At 37.5% G+C, this 17,261-nt stretch carries 16 protein-coding genes; 15 read left to right on the forward strand and 1 reads right to left on the reverse strand.

What is annotated here, in order from left to right:
• Positions 1-58: 58 nt before the first annotated feature.
• From OZP13_RS17995 to OZP13_RS18020, 6 genes are all read left to right on the forward strand, one after another.
• Entirely contained in the window at positions 59-1,021 is a 963-nt protein-coding gene (locus tag OZP13_RS17995) for an alpha/beta fold hydrolase (RefSeq protein WP_281298112.1), read from the forward strand.
• Positions 1,022-1,041: 20 nt separating this feature from the next.
• Positions 1,042-3,453, forward strand: coding sequence for a bifunctional aspartate kinase/homoserine dehydrogenase I (gene thrA, locus OZP13_RS18000; protein ID WP_281298113.1), 2,412 nt, complete (start codon positions 1,042-1,044; stop codon positions 3,451-3,453).
• Positions 3,454-3,568: 115 nt separating this feature from the next.
• Positions 3,569-4,003 (forward strand): OsmC family protein, encoded by a 435-nt coding sequence (locus tag OZP13_RS18005; protein ID WP_281298114.1) that lies wholly within the window; start codon positions 3,569-3,571, stop codon positions 4,001-4,003.
• A gap of 37 nt (positions 4,004-4,040) precedes the next feature.
• A complete protein-coding gene (locus OZP13_RS18010; protein ID WP_281298115.1) occupies positions 4,041-5,213 on the forward strand; it encodes a trans-sulfuration enzyme family protein in 1,173 nt (390 codons plus the stop codon).
• 97 nt (positions 5,214-5,310) lie between these two features.
• Positions 5,311-5,961 (forward strand): hypothetical protein, encoded by a 651-nt coding sequence (locus tag OZP13_RS18015; RefSeq protein WP_269241520.1) that lies wholly within the window; start codon positions 5,311-5,313, stop codon positions 5,959-5,961.
• A 15-nt stretch (positions 5,962-5,976) separates the two neighbouring features.
• A complete protein-coding gene (locus tag OZP13_RS18020; protein ID WP_281298116.1) occupies positions 5,977-6,387 on the forward strand; it encodes an RrF2 family transcriptional regulator in 411 nt (136 codons plus the stop codon).
• An 82-nt stretch (positions 6,388-6,469) separates the two neighbouring features.
• On the opposite strand, the gene OZP13_RS18025 is transcribed toward OZP13_RS18020, so the two are convergent.
• Positions 6,470-7,252 (reverse strand): sulfite exporter TauE/SafE family protein, encoded by a 783-nt coding sequence (locus tag OZP13_RS18025; protein ID WP_269241521.1) that lies wholly within the window; start codon positions 7,250-7,252, stop codon positions 6,470-6,472.
• A 379-nt stretch (positions 7,253-7,631) separates the two neighbouring features.
• Here OZP13_RS18025 and OZP13_RS18030 point away from each other — a divergent pair, with 379 nt between their 5' ends.
• From OZP13_RS18030 to OZP13_RS18070, 9 genes are all read left to right on the forward strand, one after another.
• Positions 7,632-8,354 (forward strand): phosphoadenylyl-sulfate reductase, encoded by a 723-nt coding sequence (locus OZP13_RS18030; protein ID WP_281298117.1) that lies wholly within the window; start codon positions 7,632-7,634, stop codon positions 8,352-8,354.
• Between the two features lie 119 nt (positions 8,355-8,473).
• On the forward strand, positions 8,474-9,373 hold the full coding sequence (cysD, locus tag OZP13_RS18035; protein ID WP_281298118.1) for a sulfate adenylyltransferase subunit CysD: 900 nt from the start codon (positions 8,474-8,476) through the stop codon (positions 9,371-9,373).
• Between the two features lie 74 nt (positions 9,374-9,447).
• Complete coding sequence (locus OZP13_RS18040; protein ID WP_281298119.1) at positions 9,448-10,692, forward strand: sulfate adenylyltransferase subunit 1; 1,245 nt, start codon at positions 9,448-9,450, stop codon at positions 10,690-10,692.
• 63 nt (positions 10,693-10,755) lie between these two features.
• Positions 10,756-12,846 carry a nitrite reductase gene (locus OZP13_RS18045; RefSeq protein WP_281298120.1) on the forward strand — a complete coding sequence of 697 codons (2,091 nt, stop codon included), beginning with the start codon at positions 10,756-10,758 and terminating at the stop codon, positions 12,844-12,846.
• On the forward strand, positions 12,839-13,621 hold the full coding sequence (cobA, locus tag OZP13_RS18050) for a uroporphyrinogen-III C-methyltransferase (protein ID WP_281298121.1): 783 nt from the start codon (positions 12,839-12,841) through the stop codon (positions 13,619-13,621). The genes OZP13_RS18045 and cobA overlap by 8 nt, the downstream gene beginning before the upstream one ends.
• Complete coding sequence (locus OZP13_RS18055; RefSeq protein WP_281298122.1) at positions 13,621-14,202, forward strand: precorrin-2 dehydrogenase/sirohydrochlorin ferrochelatase family protein; 582 nt, start codon at positions 13,621-13,623, stop codon at positions 14,200-14,202. Before cobA ends, OZP13_RS18055 begins: the two co-directional genes overlap by 1 nt.
• 94 nt (positions 14,203-14,296) lie before the next feature.
• Complete coding sequence (locus tag OZP13_RS18060) at positions 14,297-15,349, forward strand: NAD(P)/FAD-dependent oxidoreductase (RefSeq protein ID WP_281298123.1); 1,053 nt, start codon at positions 14,297-14,299, stop codon at positions 15,347-15,349.
• 288 nt (positions 15,350-15,637) lie between these two features.
• On the forward strand, positions 15,638-16,639 hold the full coding sequence (locus OZP13_RS18065; protein ID WP_269241524.1) for a homocysteine S-methyltransferase family protein: 1,002 nt from the start codon (positions 15,638-15,640) through the stop codon (positions 16,637-16,639).
• Positions 16,640-16,664: 25 nt separating this feature from the next.
• Entirely contained in the window at positions 16,665-17,165 is a 501-nt protein-coding gene (locus OZP13_RS18070) for a hypothetical protein (protein ID WP_281298124.1), read from the forward strand.
• Positions 17,166-17,261: the final 96 nt, after the last annotated feature.

The raw sequence follows: 17,261 nt of genomic DNA on the forward strand, positions 1-17,261 counted from the left end.
TCTAGCTTTCTTTCTAATATTTCCAAACACAAATCAAAAATCACAAAAGATTTGACTATTGGAAAATAAACCAACATCAATTACATTACATAATTTCACCACCGAAAGTGGCGCATTTTACGCATTTCTTAATTTGAGTTTTCAGGTTTTTGGGCCAGTCCTGAATACCGCTCCAATTGTTTTGGTAAACCACGCCTTGACCGGAAATTCGCAAGTTGTTGGAGAACACGGTTGGTGGAATAGTCTCATTGGCGAAAGCAAAACAATCGACATCAATAAATACACTATTTTGGCTTTCAATGTTCCCGGAAATGGTTACGATGATGTCTTGATAGAAAATAACTTGGATTTTAATGCAAGAGACGTTGCCAAACTTTTTTTGGAAGGAATCAAAATATTGAAAATTCAACAATTGTACGCTATTATTGGTGGTTCTGTTGGCGGAGGAATTGCTTGGGAAATGGTCGCTTTGGAGCCGAAAATTACCCAACATTTAATACCGATTGCCACTGACTGGAAATCGACGGATTGGTTGATTGCCAATTGTTTTTTGCAGGAACAAATCCTGAATAACTCTTCAAAACCGATTGAAGACGCTCGAATTCACGCCATGTTGTGTTACAGAACACCAGAATCGTTCAAAGCCAAATTCCAGCGAACAACGAATGAAGAATTAGCTATTTTTAATGTGGAAAGTTGGTTGAATCATCACGGCAAGAAATTGCAAAAGCGTTTTCAGCTTTCGGCTTATCGAATGATGAACCAGTTGCTCAAAACGATTGACATCACCAGAAACAGGGATTCTTTCGAAGAAATTATTTCTAAGGTTGAAGCCAATATTCACATCATCGGCATTGATTCCGACTTGTTTTTTACGGCGAACGAAAATAAAGAAACCTTCGAAGAATTAAAGAAATTGAATAAAAATGTTTCTTATGGCGAGATAAAATCAATCCACGGCCACGACGCATTTTTGATAGAATACAAACAATTAGATAATTTGCTTAAGGATATTTTTTAAGCATTATACATACAGAACAGATGAAAGTATTAAAATTTGGAGGTAAATCTTTATCCAACGGAGAAGGTATAAACAAAGTTATTTCGATAATCGAAAACAAGGTCAAACAGGGCGAGGAAATTGCCGTTGTGGTTTCTGCAAGAGGAAATGCCACTGACGAATTGGAAGAAATTCTTGGAATTGCCGCTAAAAACGGAGATTACAAAACGCCTTTCGAAAGTTTTAAAAAGGAGCAAAACGGCGAATACGCAGACATCGATTTATCTGTGGAATTCGAAGTTTTGGACAAACTTTTTGAAGGAGTGAGCCTGATTGGTGATTACAGCAACAAAATTAAAGACCAGATTTTATCGCAAGGCGAATTGCTTTCGGCAAAATTATTGACTTCCATTTTAACCCAAAAAGGGATAAATGCCCGCTTGACCGATTCTAGAGCCTTGATAAAAACGGATTCTAAATTTGGAGATGCACAACCATTGGAACAAGTTTCCAAGAAAAATGTGGTTCATTATTTCAAGGAAAACAGCGATACCGTAAATATTATTACCGGTTTTATTGGTTCGAACAGCAACAACGATACCACGACTTTAGGAAGAAACGGCAGTAATTACACCGCTTCCCTGATTGCCAATTATTTGGATGCCGAGGAATTGCAAAATTATACGCATGTTGATGGAATTTACACGGCAAACCCGGAATTAGTTCCCGATGCCAAGAAAATTGACCGTTTGTCTTTTAACGAAGCCAATGAAATAGCCAATTTTGGAGCGACCATTTTGCACGCCAAAACGATTATTCCATTGTTGGAAAAAAATATTCCGTTGCGGATTTTAAACACGTTCAACCACGAAAATCAAGGAACATTAATCACGTCTAAATCAAATAAAGAAGGAATCAAAACACTTTCGGTTCTGGAAAATGTGTCGTTGGTCAACTTGGAAGGAAGAGGATTGTTGGGAAAAACAGGTGTCGATGCCCGTATTTTCAGGGTAATGGGCGACAATGACATTAGCGTGAGCATCATTTCGCAAGGTTCTTCTGAAAGAGGAATCGGACTTGTGGTGAATGCCGATCAAGCAACCAAAGCAATGATTGAATTGGAGAAAGAATTCGAAAATGATTTCTATTCGAAAGACGTGAACAAGATTTCGATTACCGATGATGTTTCGGTGATTTCGATTATTGGCCAGGATTTGAGCACTTTCCACAAGCCATACACGGCCTTGATTAAAAACAAGATTGTGCCAATTCTTTTCAACAATACCGTTACGGGAAAAAACGTGAGTTTGGTCGTGAAAAAATCGCAATTACACAAAGCGTTGAACGTGATTCACGGGGAGATTTTTGGAGTTTCCAAGAAAATCAACATTGCCATTTTCGGTCACGGATTGGTGGGTGGAACCTTGATTAACCAGATTTTGGAATCGGCTCCGGCCATCGAAAAAAGAAAAGATATTAAGTTGAATGTTTTCGCGATTGCCAATTCCAAGAACCTGCTTTTGAACAAAAACGGAGTTTCTCCAAATTGGAAAAACGAGATTCAAACCAACGGTTTCTCTTATACGATTGACGATGTTATCGCTTTCGCCAATGAAAATCATTTGGAGAACTTGATTGCCATTGACAATACGGCGAGTGCAGCATTTGTTGAGAATTATGTTCCGTTGGCAGAAGGAAGTTTCGACTTGATTTCTTCCAATAAAGTGGCGAATACCTTGAGTTACAAGTTTTACAAAGATTTGCGAAAAGTATTGGCGGAGAACCAAAAGAATTATTTGTATGAAACCAATGTTGGTGCAGGATTGCCATTGATTGACACCATAAAATTATTGCATCTTTCTGGTGAAAATATCACCAAAATCAAAGGAGTTTTCTCGGGAACTTTGAGTTATTTATTCAATAATTTTTCGGCTAAAGAGGTTCCATTCAGCGAAATCTTGAAAGAAGCCATCGATAACGGTTACACCGAACCCGATCCGAGAGAAGATTTATGTGGAAATGACGTTGGTAGAAAATTATTAATTTTGGCGAGAGAATTGGATTTACAAAACGAGTTCGAAGAAATCAACATTCAAAACTTGATTCCAGAACATTTGAGAGAAGGCAACGTTGCCGATTTCTTGAATAAATTAAAAGAATTCGACCCGATTTACAACAAAATAAAAGCAGAGCAGCAACCAAATCACGTCTTGAGATACATCGGAGAATTGTCGGGCGATTTACAAAACGACAAAGGAAACCTCGAAGTAAAATTAGTTTCCGTACCTTCGGATACCGCTTTGGGTGGATTGAAAGGTTCTGATTCTTTCTTCGAAATTTACACGGAATCTTACGGAGACAGACCTATTGTGATTCAAGGAGCAGGAGCAGGTTCGGCAGTGACGGCGAGAGGTGTTTTTGGAGATATTTTGAGATTGTCGGAGAAAGGATAAAAATAGTACTCAGTGTTCAGTTTTGAGTATTCAGTAAAAAAATAAAAACAACAACTCTCCAGTTTCGGCTCCCTCTTCTTTTTAGAGGGCTGGGGTGAGGAAAAAATAAAGTATTATGAAAATAACATTAGACAGAGTAAACGAAAACTTCCACTTCGAATTAAAAAACGAACGTGGACATATTGTAAATGTAGATGCGCGTCCAGATTTTGGAGGTAATGATATGGGGCCAAGTCCGATGGAACTAATCTTGATGGGAGTCGCAGGTTGCAGCGGAATCGACATGATTTCGATCTTGAAAAAACAACGTCAGGAAATCACTTCTTTCAAAGCGGATGTTGAAGGCGAAAGAGTGCAAGTAGGCGAAGCAAAACCATTCAAAGATATTCACGTAGTTTTTTATTTGGAAGGAAATATCAAAGAAGACAAAGCTTTGAAAGCTGCCCAACTTTCTTTTGAAAAATATTGCTCGGTAGCCAAAACAGTGGAACCAACAGCAACAATACATTATAAAGTAGTTTTGAATGGTGCTGAATTAGCGAAAATCTAAATTCAACAACCATAAACTAAAAACAACAAACATTACAATGAACGAACAAGAATTTGGTTTCGAGACCCAAGCCATACGCAATCAATTAGAGCGCACCCAGTATTTAGAACATTCCGTGCCTTTGTACTTAACTTCAAGTTTTGTATTCGAAGATGCCGAAGATATGCGTGCCTCATTTGCCGATGAAAAAGATCGAAATATTTACAGCCGTTACAGCAATCCTAATACCAACGAGTTTGTTGATAAAGTGTGTCAAATGGAAGGTGCAGCAGCTGGTTTTGCTTTCGCATCGGGAATGGCAGCGGTCTATTCAACTTTGGCTGCTTTGTTGAATTCAGGCGATCATATCGTTTCGGCAGGCAGTGTTTTTGGAGCAACCCACTCTTTGTTTATCAACTATTTTTCGAAATGGGGAATAGAAACTTCGTATTTTGATATTGACAAACCCGAAACGATAGAAAGTTTTATCAAACCAAATACTAAAATTCTTTTTGCCGAATCGCCAACCAATCCTGCGGTCGATATTATCGATTTGGAATTGCTTGGTACGATTGCCAAAAAGCACAATCTGATTTTAATTATTGACAACTGTTTTGCAACGCCTTATTTACAACAACCTATAAAATGGGGAGCTGATTTGGTTATCCATTCGGCGACTAAATTAATGGATGGTCAAGGACGTGTTTTGGGTGGAATCACTGTTGGTGATGCCGAATTGATTCAAAAAATTTATTTATTTTCCCGATTGACTGGGCCTTCGTTATCTCCGTTTAATGCTTGGGTGTTGTCCAAAAGTTTAGAGACTTTGGCCATTCGTTTGGACAGACATTGCGAAAACGCCTTAAAAGTAGCCGAGTTTTTAGAGCAGCATCCTAACGTAAGTTTGGTAAAATATCCGTTCTTGAAATCACATCCACAATATGCCATTGCTCAAAAGCAAATGAAATTGGGTGGTAATATTGTGGCTTTCGAAATCAAAGGAGGAATCGAAGCCGGAAGAGCTTTCTTGGATAAAATAAAATTGTGCTCGTTGTCTCCCAATTTAGGAGATACCAGAACCATTGTAACGCATCCAGCATCCACAACACACAGCAAATTATCTGTCGAAGAACGTTTGGCAGTAAGTATTACTGATGGTTTGGTGCGCGTTTCCGTAGGATTGGAAACAGTGACCGATATTATTGCTGATTTGGAACAGGCACTTTCTTAAAGATTTATAATTATTGATTCAAACAAAATAGCCCACGGTTTCTACTGTGGGTTTTGTTGTTAAATTTCAAATTAACGATTTTGTATTTATAAAATATATGATAGAAGAATTCATAACATTTCGAAAATTTAATGATCAAAATTCTGCCTCTGAATTAGGGGATTTTTTCAAGGAGAAAAAACTCGAATATATACTTGAGGATAATTCTTTAAGTTTTGATCCCACTTTTGCAAATAATGGATTTGGTAAAGAATTTTGTATCAAGCTCAAGAAAAGCGATTTTGAAAAGGGAAACTCATTTTTAATTGAAAAAGCAGAAAAAGAAATTGTTGAAATTGATAAGGATTACTATTTATTAAGTTTTACGGACAAGGAATTATTTGAATTAATCGCAGCTAGTGATGAATGGAGTCCATTTGATGTGTCTTTAGCTGAAAGATTATTAAAAGAAAGAGGAAAAGAAGTTACTTCGGAAGAAATAGAAAAAATAAAAACGAATAGAATTGTTGAACTTTCAAAACCAGAAGAAAGTCAAAGAATTTATATAGTTATTGGTTATATTACTGCAATTTTGGGAGGGTTTTTAGGTGTATTTATTGGTTGGCATTTGTTGACATTCAAAAAAACATTACCAAATGGAAATAGAATTTATGCTTATTCAGATAATGATAGAAAACAAGGGAATCGTATTTTAATAATAGGTGGAATTTTTTTAGTAATTTGGCTATTATATAGGTTTCTAAAATAATTCAATTTTAATAAAATGCTCTCAAAAAAAACAAAATACGGAATCAAAGCTTTGACTTTTTTGGCACGACAAGAAGATCAAACACCTGTTGCCATTGCTGATATTGCAAAAGCGGAACATATTTCCATAAAATTTTTGGAAAGTATTTTGTTGCTTTTGCGTCATTCTGGTTTTTTGGGTGCGAAGAAAGGGAAAGGCGGAGGTTACTATTTGATAAAAGACCCAAAAGACATTAATATGGCAAAAGTCTATCGTATTCTCGAAGGGCCAATTGCCTTGTTGCCTTGCGCCAGCCACAACTTTTACGAAAAATGCGATGACTGTACCGATGAATCTATTTGTGCCGTTCGCAAACTAATGATGGAAGTTCGCGACAATACCTTGATGATATTGGAGAATAATACGCTTGCTGATATCGCTTTTTAGACTAAGTATCATTAAAAAAGAAAAGACCCTTTCATTGTGTTTGTCCAATGAAAGGGTCTTTTCTTTGTAAATTTCGAACGGACTAAAAAACCAAATTATAACCCACGAAAAACAACATCATTGCGATGGCATTTCTAAGCAACAAATCGGGTACTTTTCCGCTCAACATACTTCCAATATAAATTCCGGGAAGCGATCCTATCAATAACTGTCCTAATAGCTCTAAATTCAGATTTCCCATCGAGGCGTGTCCAATTCCTGCCACAAGAGTCAAAGGAACAGCATGGGCAATTTCGGTACCAACCAGTCTTGGAGTTGGCAACAGCGGGTACAAGAAAAACAAAGTTACCGTTCCCAAAGCACCCGCTCCAATCGAAGTCAGGGTCACCATGGCTCCCAGCATCACGCCAATGGCTACAGTCAATAAATTCTGGGTTTTACTCTCGCTATGGAACTTGTCGCCTGCATGTTTTTGAGAAAAGACTAAAAGTTTCTTTTTGAACACAATGGCAATAGAGGTAAAAAGTAACGCCCAACCTAAACTGTGCTTTATGATTGCATTAAGGGCTGTAACATCTGTTTTGATGCTATGGAGAATCCATAAAGTTAGAAGCGCTGCCGGGATGCTGCCCAAGGAAAGCCAACCAGTAATGACCCAATTAATATTGCTTTTTTTATTGTGGGCATAAATACCTCCTGTTTTAGTAAAAGCGGCATACAATAAGTCGGTGCCGACAGCTGTGGATGGTGGAATATTGAACCATAATAAAATAGGAGTCATCAATGAACCGCCTCCAACACCCGTCAATCCAACAATGAAACCTACCACTAAACCCGCAATAACCAACCCTATTTGAAAATCCATTTTAATTTTTTTCGGCAAAAATAAAACAATTTTATTATAATCCTACCAATTCGATAGACTTTATGAAATATTTTTTCAAAAAAATAATTTGGAGCGAAGCATTAGGCATTTTCAGCCAAAATCGTTCCCGCCATCCTTCCAAAACTTGCGTCCCGAACGCCGGGTCACAAGGTTTTTCCCTCCTGTCGGGGCTAAAGAGCCGAATTTAGGGTCTTTTTGGATTCTGTTTTTAAGTCACTCTTCTCATAAAAATATCAAAAAATATTTTGTCATTTAGAAATAAATAGTACTTTTGCAGACTAATCTACTAAACCGATAGGGTAATAGATTTGAGTAAAAATTTAATTCCGCTTTTCTCTCTCCTTTGGAGAGGGTTGGGGTGAGGAAAAACAATAAAAAAATGAGCACAGCGACAGTAAATACATTAATAGAAAAAACAGCCGGTTTTTCCATCGAGGAAACTTTGGCTTTTTTGGCTAAAGAGTACGAAGAAAAAGTGGTTTTTTCGACTTCTTTCGGACAAGAAGACCAAGTAATAACGGCTTTAATCGCCAAAAACGATTTGCCAATTACCATTTTCACCTTGGATACAGGGCGTTTATTTCAAGAAACTTATGATGTTTTTCACAAGACCTTGAAAAAGTATAAAAAAGAAATCAAGGTTTGTTTTCCTGAAGCCGCCGCGGTGGAAAAATTATTGGAAGCAAAAGGGCCAAACAGTTTTTACGAGTCAGTTGAAAACAGAAAAGAATGTTGTTTCATTCGAAAAGTAGCGCCGTTGACCAAAGCTTTGAAGGGAAATGCTATCTGGATTACAGGTCTAAGGGCTGAGCAATCAGAGAATAGAAATGATTTAGCGCTTTTTGAATACGATGCGCATTTCGACATTATCAAATTCAATCCATTGTTGAAATGGACTTTAGCGGAAGTTCAAAAATACATTGACGATAATAATGTGCCACAAAATGCTTTGCACAAACAAGGATTTGTGAGTATTGGTTGTGCGCCTTGTACCAGAGCCATTGCTCCGGGCGAAGACATTAGAGCGGGAAGATGGTCTTGGGAATCGAGTCATAAAGAATGTGGTTTGCACCAAAAATAAGATTTCAGAAAGCAGATTTCAGATTTTAGAATGAAGAAAATAGAATAAATAATAATAGTTTATGAGATTTTAGAGGAGGTTAAACAACTTTAAACTTTTAAACTTTTAAACCCAAAAAAATGAGTTCAATATTAAAAACAAATGCTTTAGAAAGCGAAGCGATTTACATATTTAGGGAAGTAATTTCTCAATTTGACAAGCCCGTGTTGCTTTTTTCTGGAGGAAAAGATTCGATAACATTGGTGCGTTTGGCACAAAAAGCATTCTTTCCTGCAAAGATTCCTTTTCCGTTGTTGCACGTGGATACAGGACACAACTTTCCGGAAACTATCGAATTCAGAGACCGATTGGTTAAAGAATTAGGTTTAGAATTAATCGTTCGTAATGTACAAGATGCTATCGACGAAGGTAAAGTTGTTGAAGAGTCAGGAAAGTATTCAAGCAGAAATAGCTTGCAAACGACTACATTATTAGATGCCATCGAAGAATTTAAATTTGATGCTTGTATTGGTGGAGCTCGTCGTGATGAAGAAAAAGCAAGAGCGAAAGAACGTATTTTCTCGGTTCGTGATGATTTCGGACAATGGGACGAAAAAAACCAACGTCCAGAATTGTTTGATTTATTGAATGGAAAAATCGAAAATGGTCAAAACGTTCGTGTTTTCCCAATTTCGAATTGGACTGAATTAGATGTTTGGAGTTATATCGAGCAAGAGCAAATCGAAATTCCATCAATTTACTTTTCGCACAAACGTAAAGTATTCTTGAGAGACGGAATGATTTGGTCACATTCTCCTTTTGTTTTTCAAGAAGAAGATGAACCAACAGAAGAAAGAGTAGTTCGTTTTAGAACGGTTGGGGATATGAGTTGTACCGCAGCTGTTGATTCTTATGCTGCCACAATTACCGAAGTTGTTGGTGAAATCAGACAATCCACCATTTCAGAAAGAGGAGCCAGAATTGATGACAAACGTTCTGAAGCTGCAATGGAAAAAAGAAAACAACAAGGATACTTTTAATAGTTGATGGTTTTTCGGTTATAGTTTTTCTATAAACCACAAACAAACAACTACAAACAATAAACAAAACAAGAATGGAAGTTTTAAAAATAGCAACAGCAGGAAGTGTAGATGACGGAAAAAGTACTTTAATCGGAAGATTATTGTATGATACGCAATCCTTGACTACAGATAAATTAGAAGCAATAGAAAAAAGCAGTAAGCAAAAAGGATACGATTACCTCGATTTTTCGTTGGCCACCGATGGTTTGGTTGCCGAGAGAGAGCAAGGAATCACTATTGACGTGGCGCATATTTATTTTTCGACTGCGAAAAAAAGTTACATCATTGCCGACACTCCGGGTCACGTGGAATACACTCGTAACATGGTTACTGGAGCTTCGACTTCACAAGTGTCCATCATTTTGATTGATGCTCGTAAAGGAGTGATTGAGCAAACCTACCGTCACTTTTTTATCAATAATTTATTGAGAGTGAAAGACGTGATTGTGGCTGTAAACAAAATGGATTTAGTTGATTATTCTGAAGAAGTGTACAACAAAATCAAAGCAGATTTTCAAGCATTAAATGCAAAAAGTGCCTACAAAGAACAAAACGTAAGTTATATTCCGTTGAGTGCTTTGACAGGAGATAATGTGGTGGAAACATTAGGAAAAATGCCTTGGTACACCGGACAAACTATCCTTCAACATTTGGAAAATTTAGAATCAAAAGATGTTTACGATAGTGGACAAGCTCGTTTCCCAGTGCAAACTGTAATTCGTCCAAAAACAGAAGAATACCACGACTTTAGAGGGTATGCTGGAAAATTATACGGAAACAATATTAAAGTTGGAGATGCGGTAACCGTTCTTCCTTCATTAACTGAATCTACAGTGACTAATATTCACTTTTTCGACCAACAATTTGATGAAGCAAGCGTTGGTTCTTCAGTTACTATCGAATTAGCAAATGACATCAATGTGACAAGAGGCGATATGATTGTAAAATCAAACGAATTGCCTAAAGTAGAAAAAGACATCACCACAACAGTTTGTTGGATGGATAGCAAAAAATTGGTAGCCGGTGCAAAATATTTTGTACAACACAATACCAATAGAGTTTTGGCGAAAATTGACAGTGTGAAAAACGTAATCGCAACCGATTATTCAGGAGTTACACCAGCAAGTCAATTGAGCATTAACGAAATTGGAGAAGTAACCATCAAATTGAGCAAAGCCATTTATTTTGATGCTTACAATGACAACAAATCAAATGGAGCTTTCATCTTGATTGATGCCGCAACCAACACAACAGCAGGAGTTGGATTTATAAAATAGTTGGTAGTTTGAAGTTCAACAACACAACTATAAACAACAAACTACAAACACAAAACAGTAATTATGCAAAGTTTTAGAGACGAAATAGAAAATCCGATTGTCCAAAAAGAGATTATCGATTTAGAGAAAAAGATATATTCATTCCGCAACGGACAAATTGATGACGAGCGTTTTCGTAGTCTTCGTTTAGCACGTGGTATTTACGGTCAACGTCAAGAAGGCGTTCAAATGATTCGTATCAAATTACCTTACGGAAAAGTAAGCAGCGAGCAATTAAACCGTATCTGCAAAGTGTCTGAAGAATATTCAACAGGACGTTTGCACATTACCACTCGTCAAGATATCCAAATTCACTTCGTAAGTTTGGATAGAACGCCAGAACTTTGGGCAGATTTGGCCAAAGACGATATTACTTTGCGTGAAGCTTGTGGAAACACGGTGCGTAACATCACGGCAAGTGAATTGGCTGGTGTAGATGTTGAGGAGCCTTTCGACGTATCGCCTTATGCACACGGTTTGTTCCAATATTTATTGCGTAACCCAATTTGTCAAGAAATGGGACGTAAGTTCAAAATATCATTCTCATCTTCGGATAAAGATACGGCTTTGAGTTATTTACACGATTTAGGATTCATTCCAAAAATTGTAAATAGCGAAAAAGGATTCAAAATAATGATAGGTGGAGGTTTAGGTTCACAACCACACCACGCCGAATTGCTTTCGGAATTTGTACCCGTAAACCAAATTATTCCAACTGCCGAAGGGGTGATTAGAGTTTTTGACCGTTACGGTGAAAGAACAAAACGTTTGAAAGCCCGTTTGAAATTCTTGATCAAAGACCTAGGTCGTGACGAGTTTTTACGTTTGGTTGAAGAAGAGAAAAAAGCCTTGCCTTTCCATTCTTACGAAATAGATACTACCGCTTTTGAAGGGCCAGTTGCAGAGCCATTGTTGGCAGTGCCTTCAGTAACTATCGATGATGTAGCTGCTTTTGAAGCTTGGAAAAAATCGAATGTGATTTCACAAAAACAAGCCGGTTATGTGGCTATTGGAGTTAAAGTTCCATTAGGAGATTTTTATATTGACAAAGCCAGACAATTAGCCGATTTGATTAAAAATTATGGTGCCAATGAATTGCGTTTTTCATTAAGACAAGACATCGTTATACGTGATATTAAAGAAGAAAATCTAGCCTTTTTCTACCAAGAATTAGCCAAATTAGATATGGTGACTTTAGGTTACAATACTATTGGCGATATCACGGCTTGTCCGGGAACCGATACTTGTAATTTAGGTATTGCAAGCAGCACGGGAATCGCAACAGAATTGGAAAGAGTTTTAGCAACGGAATATCCACAATACGCCAATAATAAAGGAATAACCATCAAAATTAGTGGTTGTATGAATGCTTGTGGACAACACAATATGGCGGAAATTGGTTTCCAAGGAATGTCGATTAATTCAGGAAAATTGGTTGCTCCAGCACTTCAAGTGTTGTTGGGTGGTGGAAATTTAGAAAACGGTCAAGGAAGATTTGCCGATAAAGTAATCAAAATTCCTAGTCGTCGTGGACCAGAAGCGTTGCGTTCTATTTTGAATGATTTCGAGGCTAATGCCAACGGACAATCGTTCTTAAACTATTACGATGCCAAAGGAGAAAATTATTTTTTCGAATTGTTGAAACCACTTTCAGACATTACAAATCTTACAGAAGCTGATTTTGTGGATTGGGGAAATGCCGACAACTATGTAAAAGCTATTGGAGTGGGTGAATGTGCCGGTGTTGTTATTGATTTGGTAGCGACTTTACTATTCGAAGCCAAAGACAAATTGACTTTCTCACACGAAGCTTTGCAAGAAGGAAAATGGTCTGATTCTATTTACTTGACTTATGCAGGATTTGTAAATGGTGCCAAAGCTTTATTGCTTGCCGAAGGTCAAAAAACAAATACACACGCAGGAATTATCGATTTATTCGATACGGTTTTTGTTGAAACCAATAAAATTGAGCTAGGTTCTTCTTTTAAAGATTTGGTTTACCAAATCAATAAAAACGAGCCATCCGAAGCATTTGCAAATAAATTCATTCAAGAAGGTGTTGCCTTTTTTGAAAATATTGAAAACTATAGAGCAAAAGACATCGCTAATGCATAATTCAATAAAACCAAAAGTAACTTTAGTCGGTGCGGGTCCCGGAGATCCAGACTTGCTTACGCTCAAAGGCGTAAAAGCATTGGCTGAAGCGAATGTGGTTTTATATGATGCTTTGGCCAATGAGGAAATATTAGAGTACGCCCCGAAAAATTCCGTAAAGATATTTGTCGGAAAAAGAAAGGGCTGTCACGCTTATTCACAAGATCAAATCAACCAGTTGATGGTGGACAACGCATTGACTTATGGAAATTTGGTCCGATTAAAAGGAGGCGATCCGTTTATTTTTGGTCGTGGAAGCGAGGAAATAGAATTTGTGAAAAGTTTTGGAATTCCAACATTTGTAGTTCCTGGAATTTCATCTTCCATAGCCGTTCCTGCCAATCAAGGAATTTCGTTGACAAAAAGAGGCGTTTCCGAAAGTTTTTGGGTCATCACAGGAACCACTTCCGACAGGAATTTGTCTAATGATGTTGCCCTAGCTGCAAAATCAACGGCGACAGTGGTGATTTTGATGGGAATGAGCAAATTGGAACAAATTGTAGCTCTTTTTCAAAACGAATCCAAAGGAGAAACGCCAGTGGCCATTATCCAAAACGGTACAATGTCCAACGAGAAAATTGGCATTGGAACCATAGATTCAATTATAGAAGTGGTAAAAGAAAACAATTTGAGTTCGCCAGCCATCATCGTAATTGGAGAAGTTGTTAGAGAAAGAAACAAGTTGAAAGGATTTTATAAAGAAGTAGCATTCAATAAAGTTTGCGCCAGAGACTAATGGAAAGAAACGAGTTATACCCAATTTTTTTAAAACTACATCAAATCAATGTTTTGATTGTGGGTGGAGGAAACGTAGGTTTAGAAAAACTGAGCTTTATGTTGAAATCCAGTCCCAATGCCAATGTTGAGGTTGTGGCGACAAAGTTCTTGCCTGAATTAGAAGCATTGGCGGAAAAACATCCCTCAGTAAAATTGACTGAGGCTAGGTTCAAGAAAAAAATGTTGAAAAAACGGCATATGGTTATCGCTTGTACCGATGATTTAGAAGTCAATAAAAGGGTTTATGACCTGTCTCGAAAAAGATACTTGATTTGCAACATAGCCGACACGCCACCATTGTGTGACTATTATTTGGGTGGAATCGTAACCAAAGGAAATGTAAAAATTGCTATTTCGACCAATGGAAAATCGCCAACAACGGCCAAACGATTGAGAGAGTTTTTCGAAGAAGTCATTCCAGAGGATGTCAATAAAATGGTCGAAAACTTGAACGAATATCGAAAAACGCTCAAAGGAAATTTCGAGGAAAAAGTGCAACGAATGAACGAAATCACTGAAGCCTTGAAAAACAAAGAATAAACAGAATACATATAAACCAAAAACAACAAACGCAACTCTATCTCGGCTCCCCCTCCTTTGGAGGGGGCTGGGGGGAGGACAAAAATTAAACAAAATGATTAAAACAGATATCCTTATAATTGGAGCCGGGCCAACAGGTCTATTTGCCGTGTTCGAAGCAGGATTATTAAAATTAAAATGTCACATTCTTGATGCTTTGCCACAAGCTGGAGGACAACTTTCAGAATTATATCCAAAGAAACCAATCTACGATATTCCAGGTTTTCCTGAAGTATTGGCGGGTGATTTGGTAGATAATTTAATGGAACAAATCAAACAATTCGAACCAGGTTTTACCTTGGGCGAACGTGCTGAAACCATCGAAAAACAAGAAGACGGAAGTTTTATTGTGACTTCAAACAAAGGAAAAAAATTCCACGCACCAGTTGTTGCTATTGCAGGTGGATTGGGAAGTTTTGAACCTAGAAAACCACTTATCGAAGACATCGAATTTTACGAAGATAAGGGAATCAAATATTTCATCAAAAACCCAGAGAAATTTAGGGACAAAAGGGTCGTAATATCCGGTGGAGGTGACTCGGCTTTAGACTGGAGTATTTTCTTGTCGAATGTAGCTTCCGAAGTGACTTTAATTCATAGAAGAAACGAATTCCGTGGCGCTTTAGATTCTGTAGAAAAAGTTCAAGAATTGAAAGATGCCGGAAAAATCAAAATGATTACTCCGGGTGAAGTAGTTGGTTTGAATGGTGCCGAGCATTTAGAATCCATTGATGTTGATATCGAAGGAGCTCACAGAAACATTCCTACGGATTATTTCATTCCACTTTTTGGATTGACGCCAAAATTGGGGCCAATCGCCAACTGGGGATTGGAAATCGAGAAAAACGCGATCAAAGTGAACAATGCCTTGGATTATCAAACCAATATTCCGGGAATTTTCGCCATCGGTGACGTAAATACTTATCCAGGAAAACTGAAATTGATTCTTTGTGGTTTTCACGAAGCGACTTTGATGTGTCAAGCGGCCTACCAAATTATCAATCCGGGCAAGAAATATGTGATGAAATACACCACCGTTTCCGGTATTGACGGATTCGACGGAACGCGTAAAGAATCTCCAAAAGCAGTGGTAAAAGCGATAACTTAGAATACCGGTTTGCGGTCAAAATCAAAATAGCCTTATCACTTGCAAGTGGTAAGGCTATTGCTTTACTTTGCAGTTCCAAAATCGTGAAATTATAAGGAGCGAAATATCAGGCATTTTCAGTCAATATCGTTCCCGCTTTTCGTTACAATCTTTGTGGGGCTGAACCCCAGCCCCACAAAGGATTTTCACTTCAATCGGGGCTAAACAGCCGAAAACAGTGATTTTTTGGAAAAAACAAATAAAAACAAAAGCTTTGCGCTTTAGCGTCTTAGCGGCAAAAAATAAGTTATGCCAAACATTCAAGAAGAAATCAAAAAACGAATTCTCGTACTCGATGGAGCAATGGGAACGATGTTGCAACGCTATAATTTTTCCGAAGAAGATTTCCGTGGAGAACAATTCAAGGATTTTCCACATTCGCTCAAAGGGAACAACGATTTATTGTCGTTAACACAACCCAAAGCCATCAAAGAAGTGCACGCTTTGTATTTTGAAGCCGGAGCCGATATTGTAGAAACCAATACGTTTTCAGGAACGACTATTGGTATGGCGGATTATCATTTGGAAGAATATGTCTATCAACTCAACTACGAATCGGCAAAATTAGCGCGTGAAGTAGCCGATGAATTCACGGCCAAAAATCCAGAAAAACCTCGTTTTGTAGCCGGTTCCATTGGACCAACAAATAGAACAGCGAGTATGTCGCCAGACGTGAACGATCCAGGTTACCGTGCTGTAACTTTTGATGATTTGCGCATTGCTTACAAACAACAAGTCGAAGCCTTAATGGACGGCGGTTGCGATTTGCTTTTGGTAGAAACTATTTTTGATACTTTAAATGCCAAAGCAGCACTTTTCGCTATCGAACAAGTGAAGGAAGAACGCCATATCGATATTCCAATTATGGTTTCAGGAACGATTACCGATGCTTCAGGAAGAACACTTTCTGGACAAACGGTGGAAGCTTTCTTGATTTCGGTTTCCCATATTCCGTTGTTGAGCGTAGGATTCAATTGCGCTTTAGGAGCCGATTTGTTAAAACCTTATTTGCAGACTTTATCACATAATACTTCTTTCAATATATCAGCGCATCCAAATGCTGGATTGCCAAACGCCTTTGGAGAATACGACGAAACGCCAGAGCAAATGCAAGCCCAAATTCGCTCTTATTTAGAAGATAATTTAGTGAATATTATTGGTGGTTGTTGCGGAACAACGCCAGAACACATCAAGTTGATTGCCGATATCGCCAAGGATTATAAACCGAGGGTTTCAGATGCGGTGATGTAATTTTTTTTTTTGAGAAATGAGACAATTGAAAATAGTATTATCAGTTTTTGTGCTTTTGTGCTTATTTGGGTTTAGTGATGAAAAAAAGTCATTAATGATCCAGCAAGAAATACCTGCTGATTTTAATTTTACAATTGATAGAGGGGGAAATGATAGTTACAATTCCGAATATAACAGTTTTTATCGGAAATATTTAAATGAAGATAAGACGACTAAAGTTGAATTAACAAAGGGTGAAAAAGAAAAGATATATTCATTTATTGTGAAAAGTAATTTTTTCAAAATGCCAGTTAAGTTTAAACCAAAAGGAGGGATTGTTATAGTTAAGAATCCAAGTTTTACGGAAAGTATAGTGGTTTATGCAAATGGTAAAAAGAAATGGGTAAGTTATGACAATGGTGAGACAAATGATGTAAATGATAAAAAAGCAAAACCTTTTTTGGATTTGTATGAAATGATTTGGAGTATATTATATAAAAAGAAAGAGATTATAGAATTACCAAAATCAGATTATTATTATGAATAATTCTTGCAGGATGGGATTTGCAATCTGTATTCAGCACACAAAAAGAATAAGTCTGGTTTGTCATTTCGACGAAAAGAAATCACATAACGAGAGCAA

Source organism: Flavobacterium limnophilum (genome assembly GCF_027111315.2).
In the GTDB taxonomy this organism is placed as follows: Bacteria; Bacteroidota; Bacteroidia; order Flavobacteriales; family Flavobacteriaceae; genus Flavobacterium; species Flavobacterium limnophilum.

What these genes read in the sequence shown, in the direction of transcription:
- OZP13_RS18005 (WP_281298114.1), top strand. Translation starts at nt 3,569, where the DNA reads ATGAAAATAACATTAGACAGAGTAAACGAAAACTTCCACTTCGAATTA.
- OZP13_RS18020 (WP_281298116.1), top strand. Translation starts at nt 5,977, where the DNA reads ATGCTCTCAAAAAAAACAAAATACGGAATCAAAGCTTTGACTTTTTTG.
- cysD (WP_281298118.1), top strand. Translation starts at nt 8,474, where the DNA reads ATGAGTTCAATATTAAAAACAAATGCTTTAGAAAGCGAAGCGATTTAC.
- OZP13_RS18015 (WP_269241520.1), top strand. Translation starts at nt 5,311, where the DNA reads ATGATAGAAGAATTCATAACATTTCGAAAATTTAATGATCAAAATTCT.
- cobA (WP_281298121.1), top strand. Translation starts at nt 12,839, where the DNA reads ATGCATAATTCAATAAAACCAAAAGTAACTTTAGTCGGTGCGGGTCCC.
- thrA (WP_281298113.1), top strand. Translation starts at nt 1,042, where the DNA reads ATGAAAGTATTAAAATTTGGAGGTAAATCTTTATCCAACGGAGAAGGT.
- OZP13_RS18025 (WP_269241521.1), bottom strand. Translation starts at nt 7,252, where the DNA reads ATGGATTTTCAAATAGGGTTGGTTATTGCGGGTTTAGTGGTAGGTTTC.
- OZP13_RS18040 (WP_281298119.1), top strand. Translation starts at nt 9,448, where the DNA reads ATGGAAGTTTTAAAAATAGCAACAGCAGGAAGTGTAGATGACGGAAAA.
- OZP13_RS18065 (WP_269241524.1), top strand. Translation starts at nt 15,638, where the DNA reads ATGCCAAACATTCAAGAAGAAATCAAAAAACGAATTCTCGTACTCGAT.
- OZP13_RS18055 (WP_281298122.1), top strand. Translation starts at nt 13,621, where the DNA reads ATGGAAAGAAACGAGTTATACCCAATTTTTTTAAAACTACATCAAATC.
- OZP13_RS18060 (WP_281298123.1), top strand. Translation starts at nt 14,297, where the DNA reads ATGATTAAAACAGATATCCTTATAATTGGAGCCGGGCCAACAGGTCTA.
- OZP13_RS18045 (WP_281298120.1), top strand. Translation starts at nt 10,756, where the DNA reads ATGCAAAGTTTTAGAGACGAAATAGAAAATCCGATTGTCCAAAAAGAG.
- OZP13_RS18010 (WP_281298115.1), top strand. Translation starts at nt 4,041, where the DNA reads ATGAACGAACAAGAATTTGGTTTCGAGACCCAAGCCATACGCAATCAA.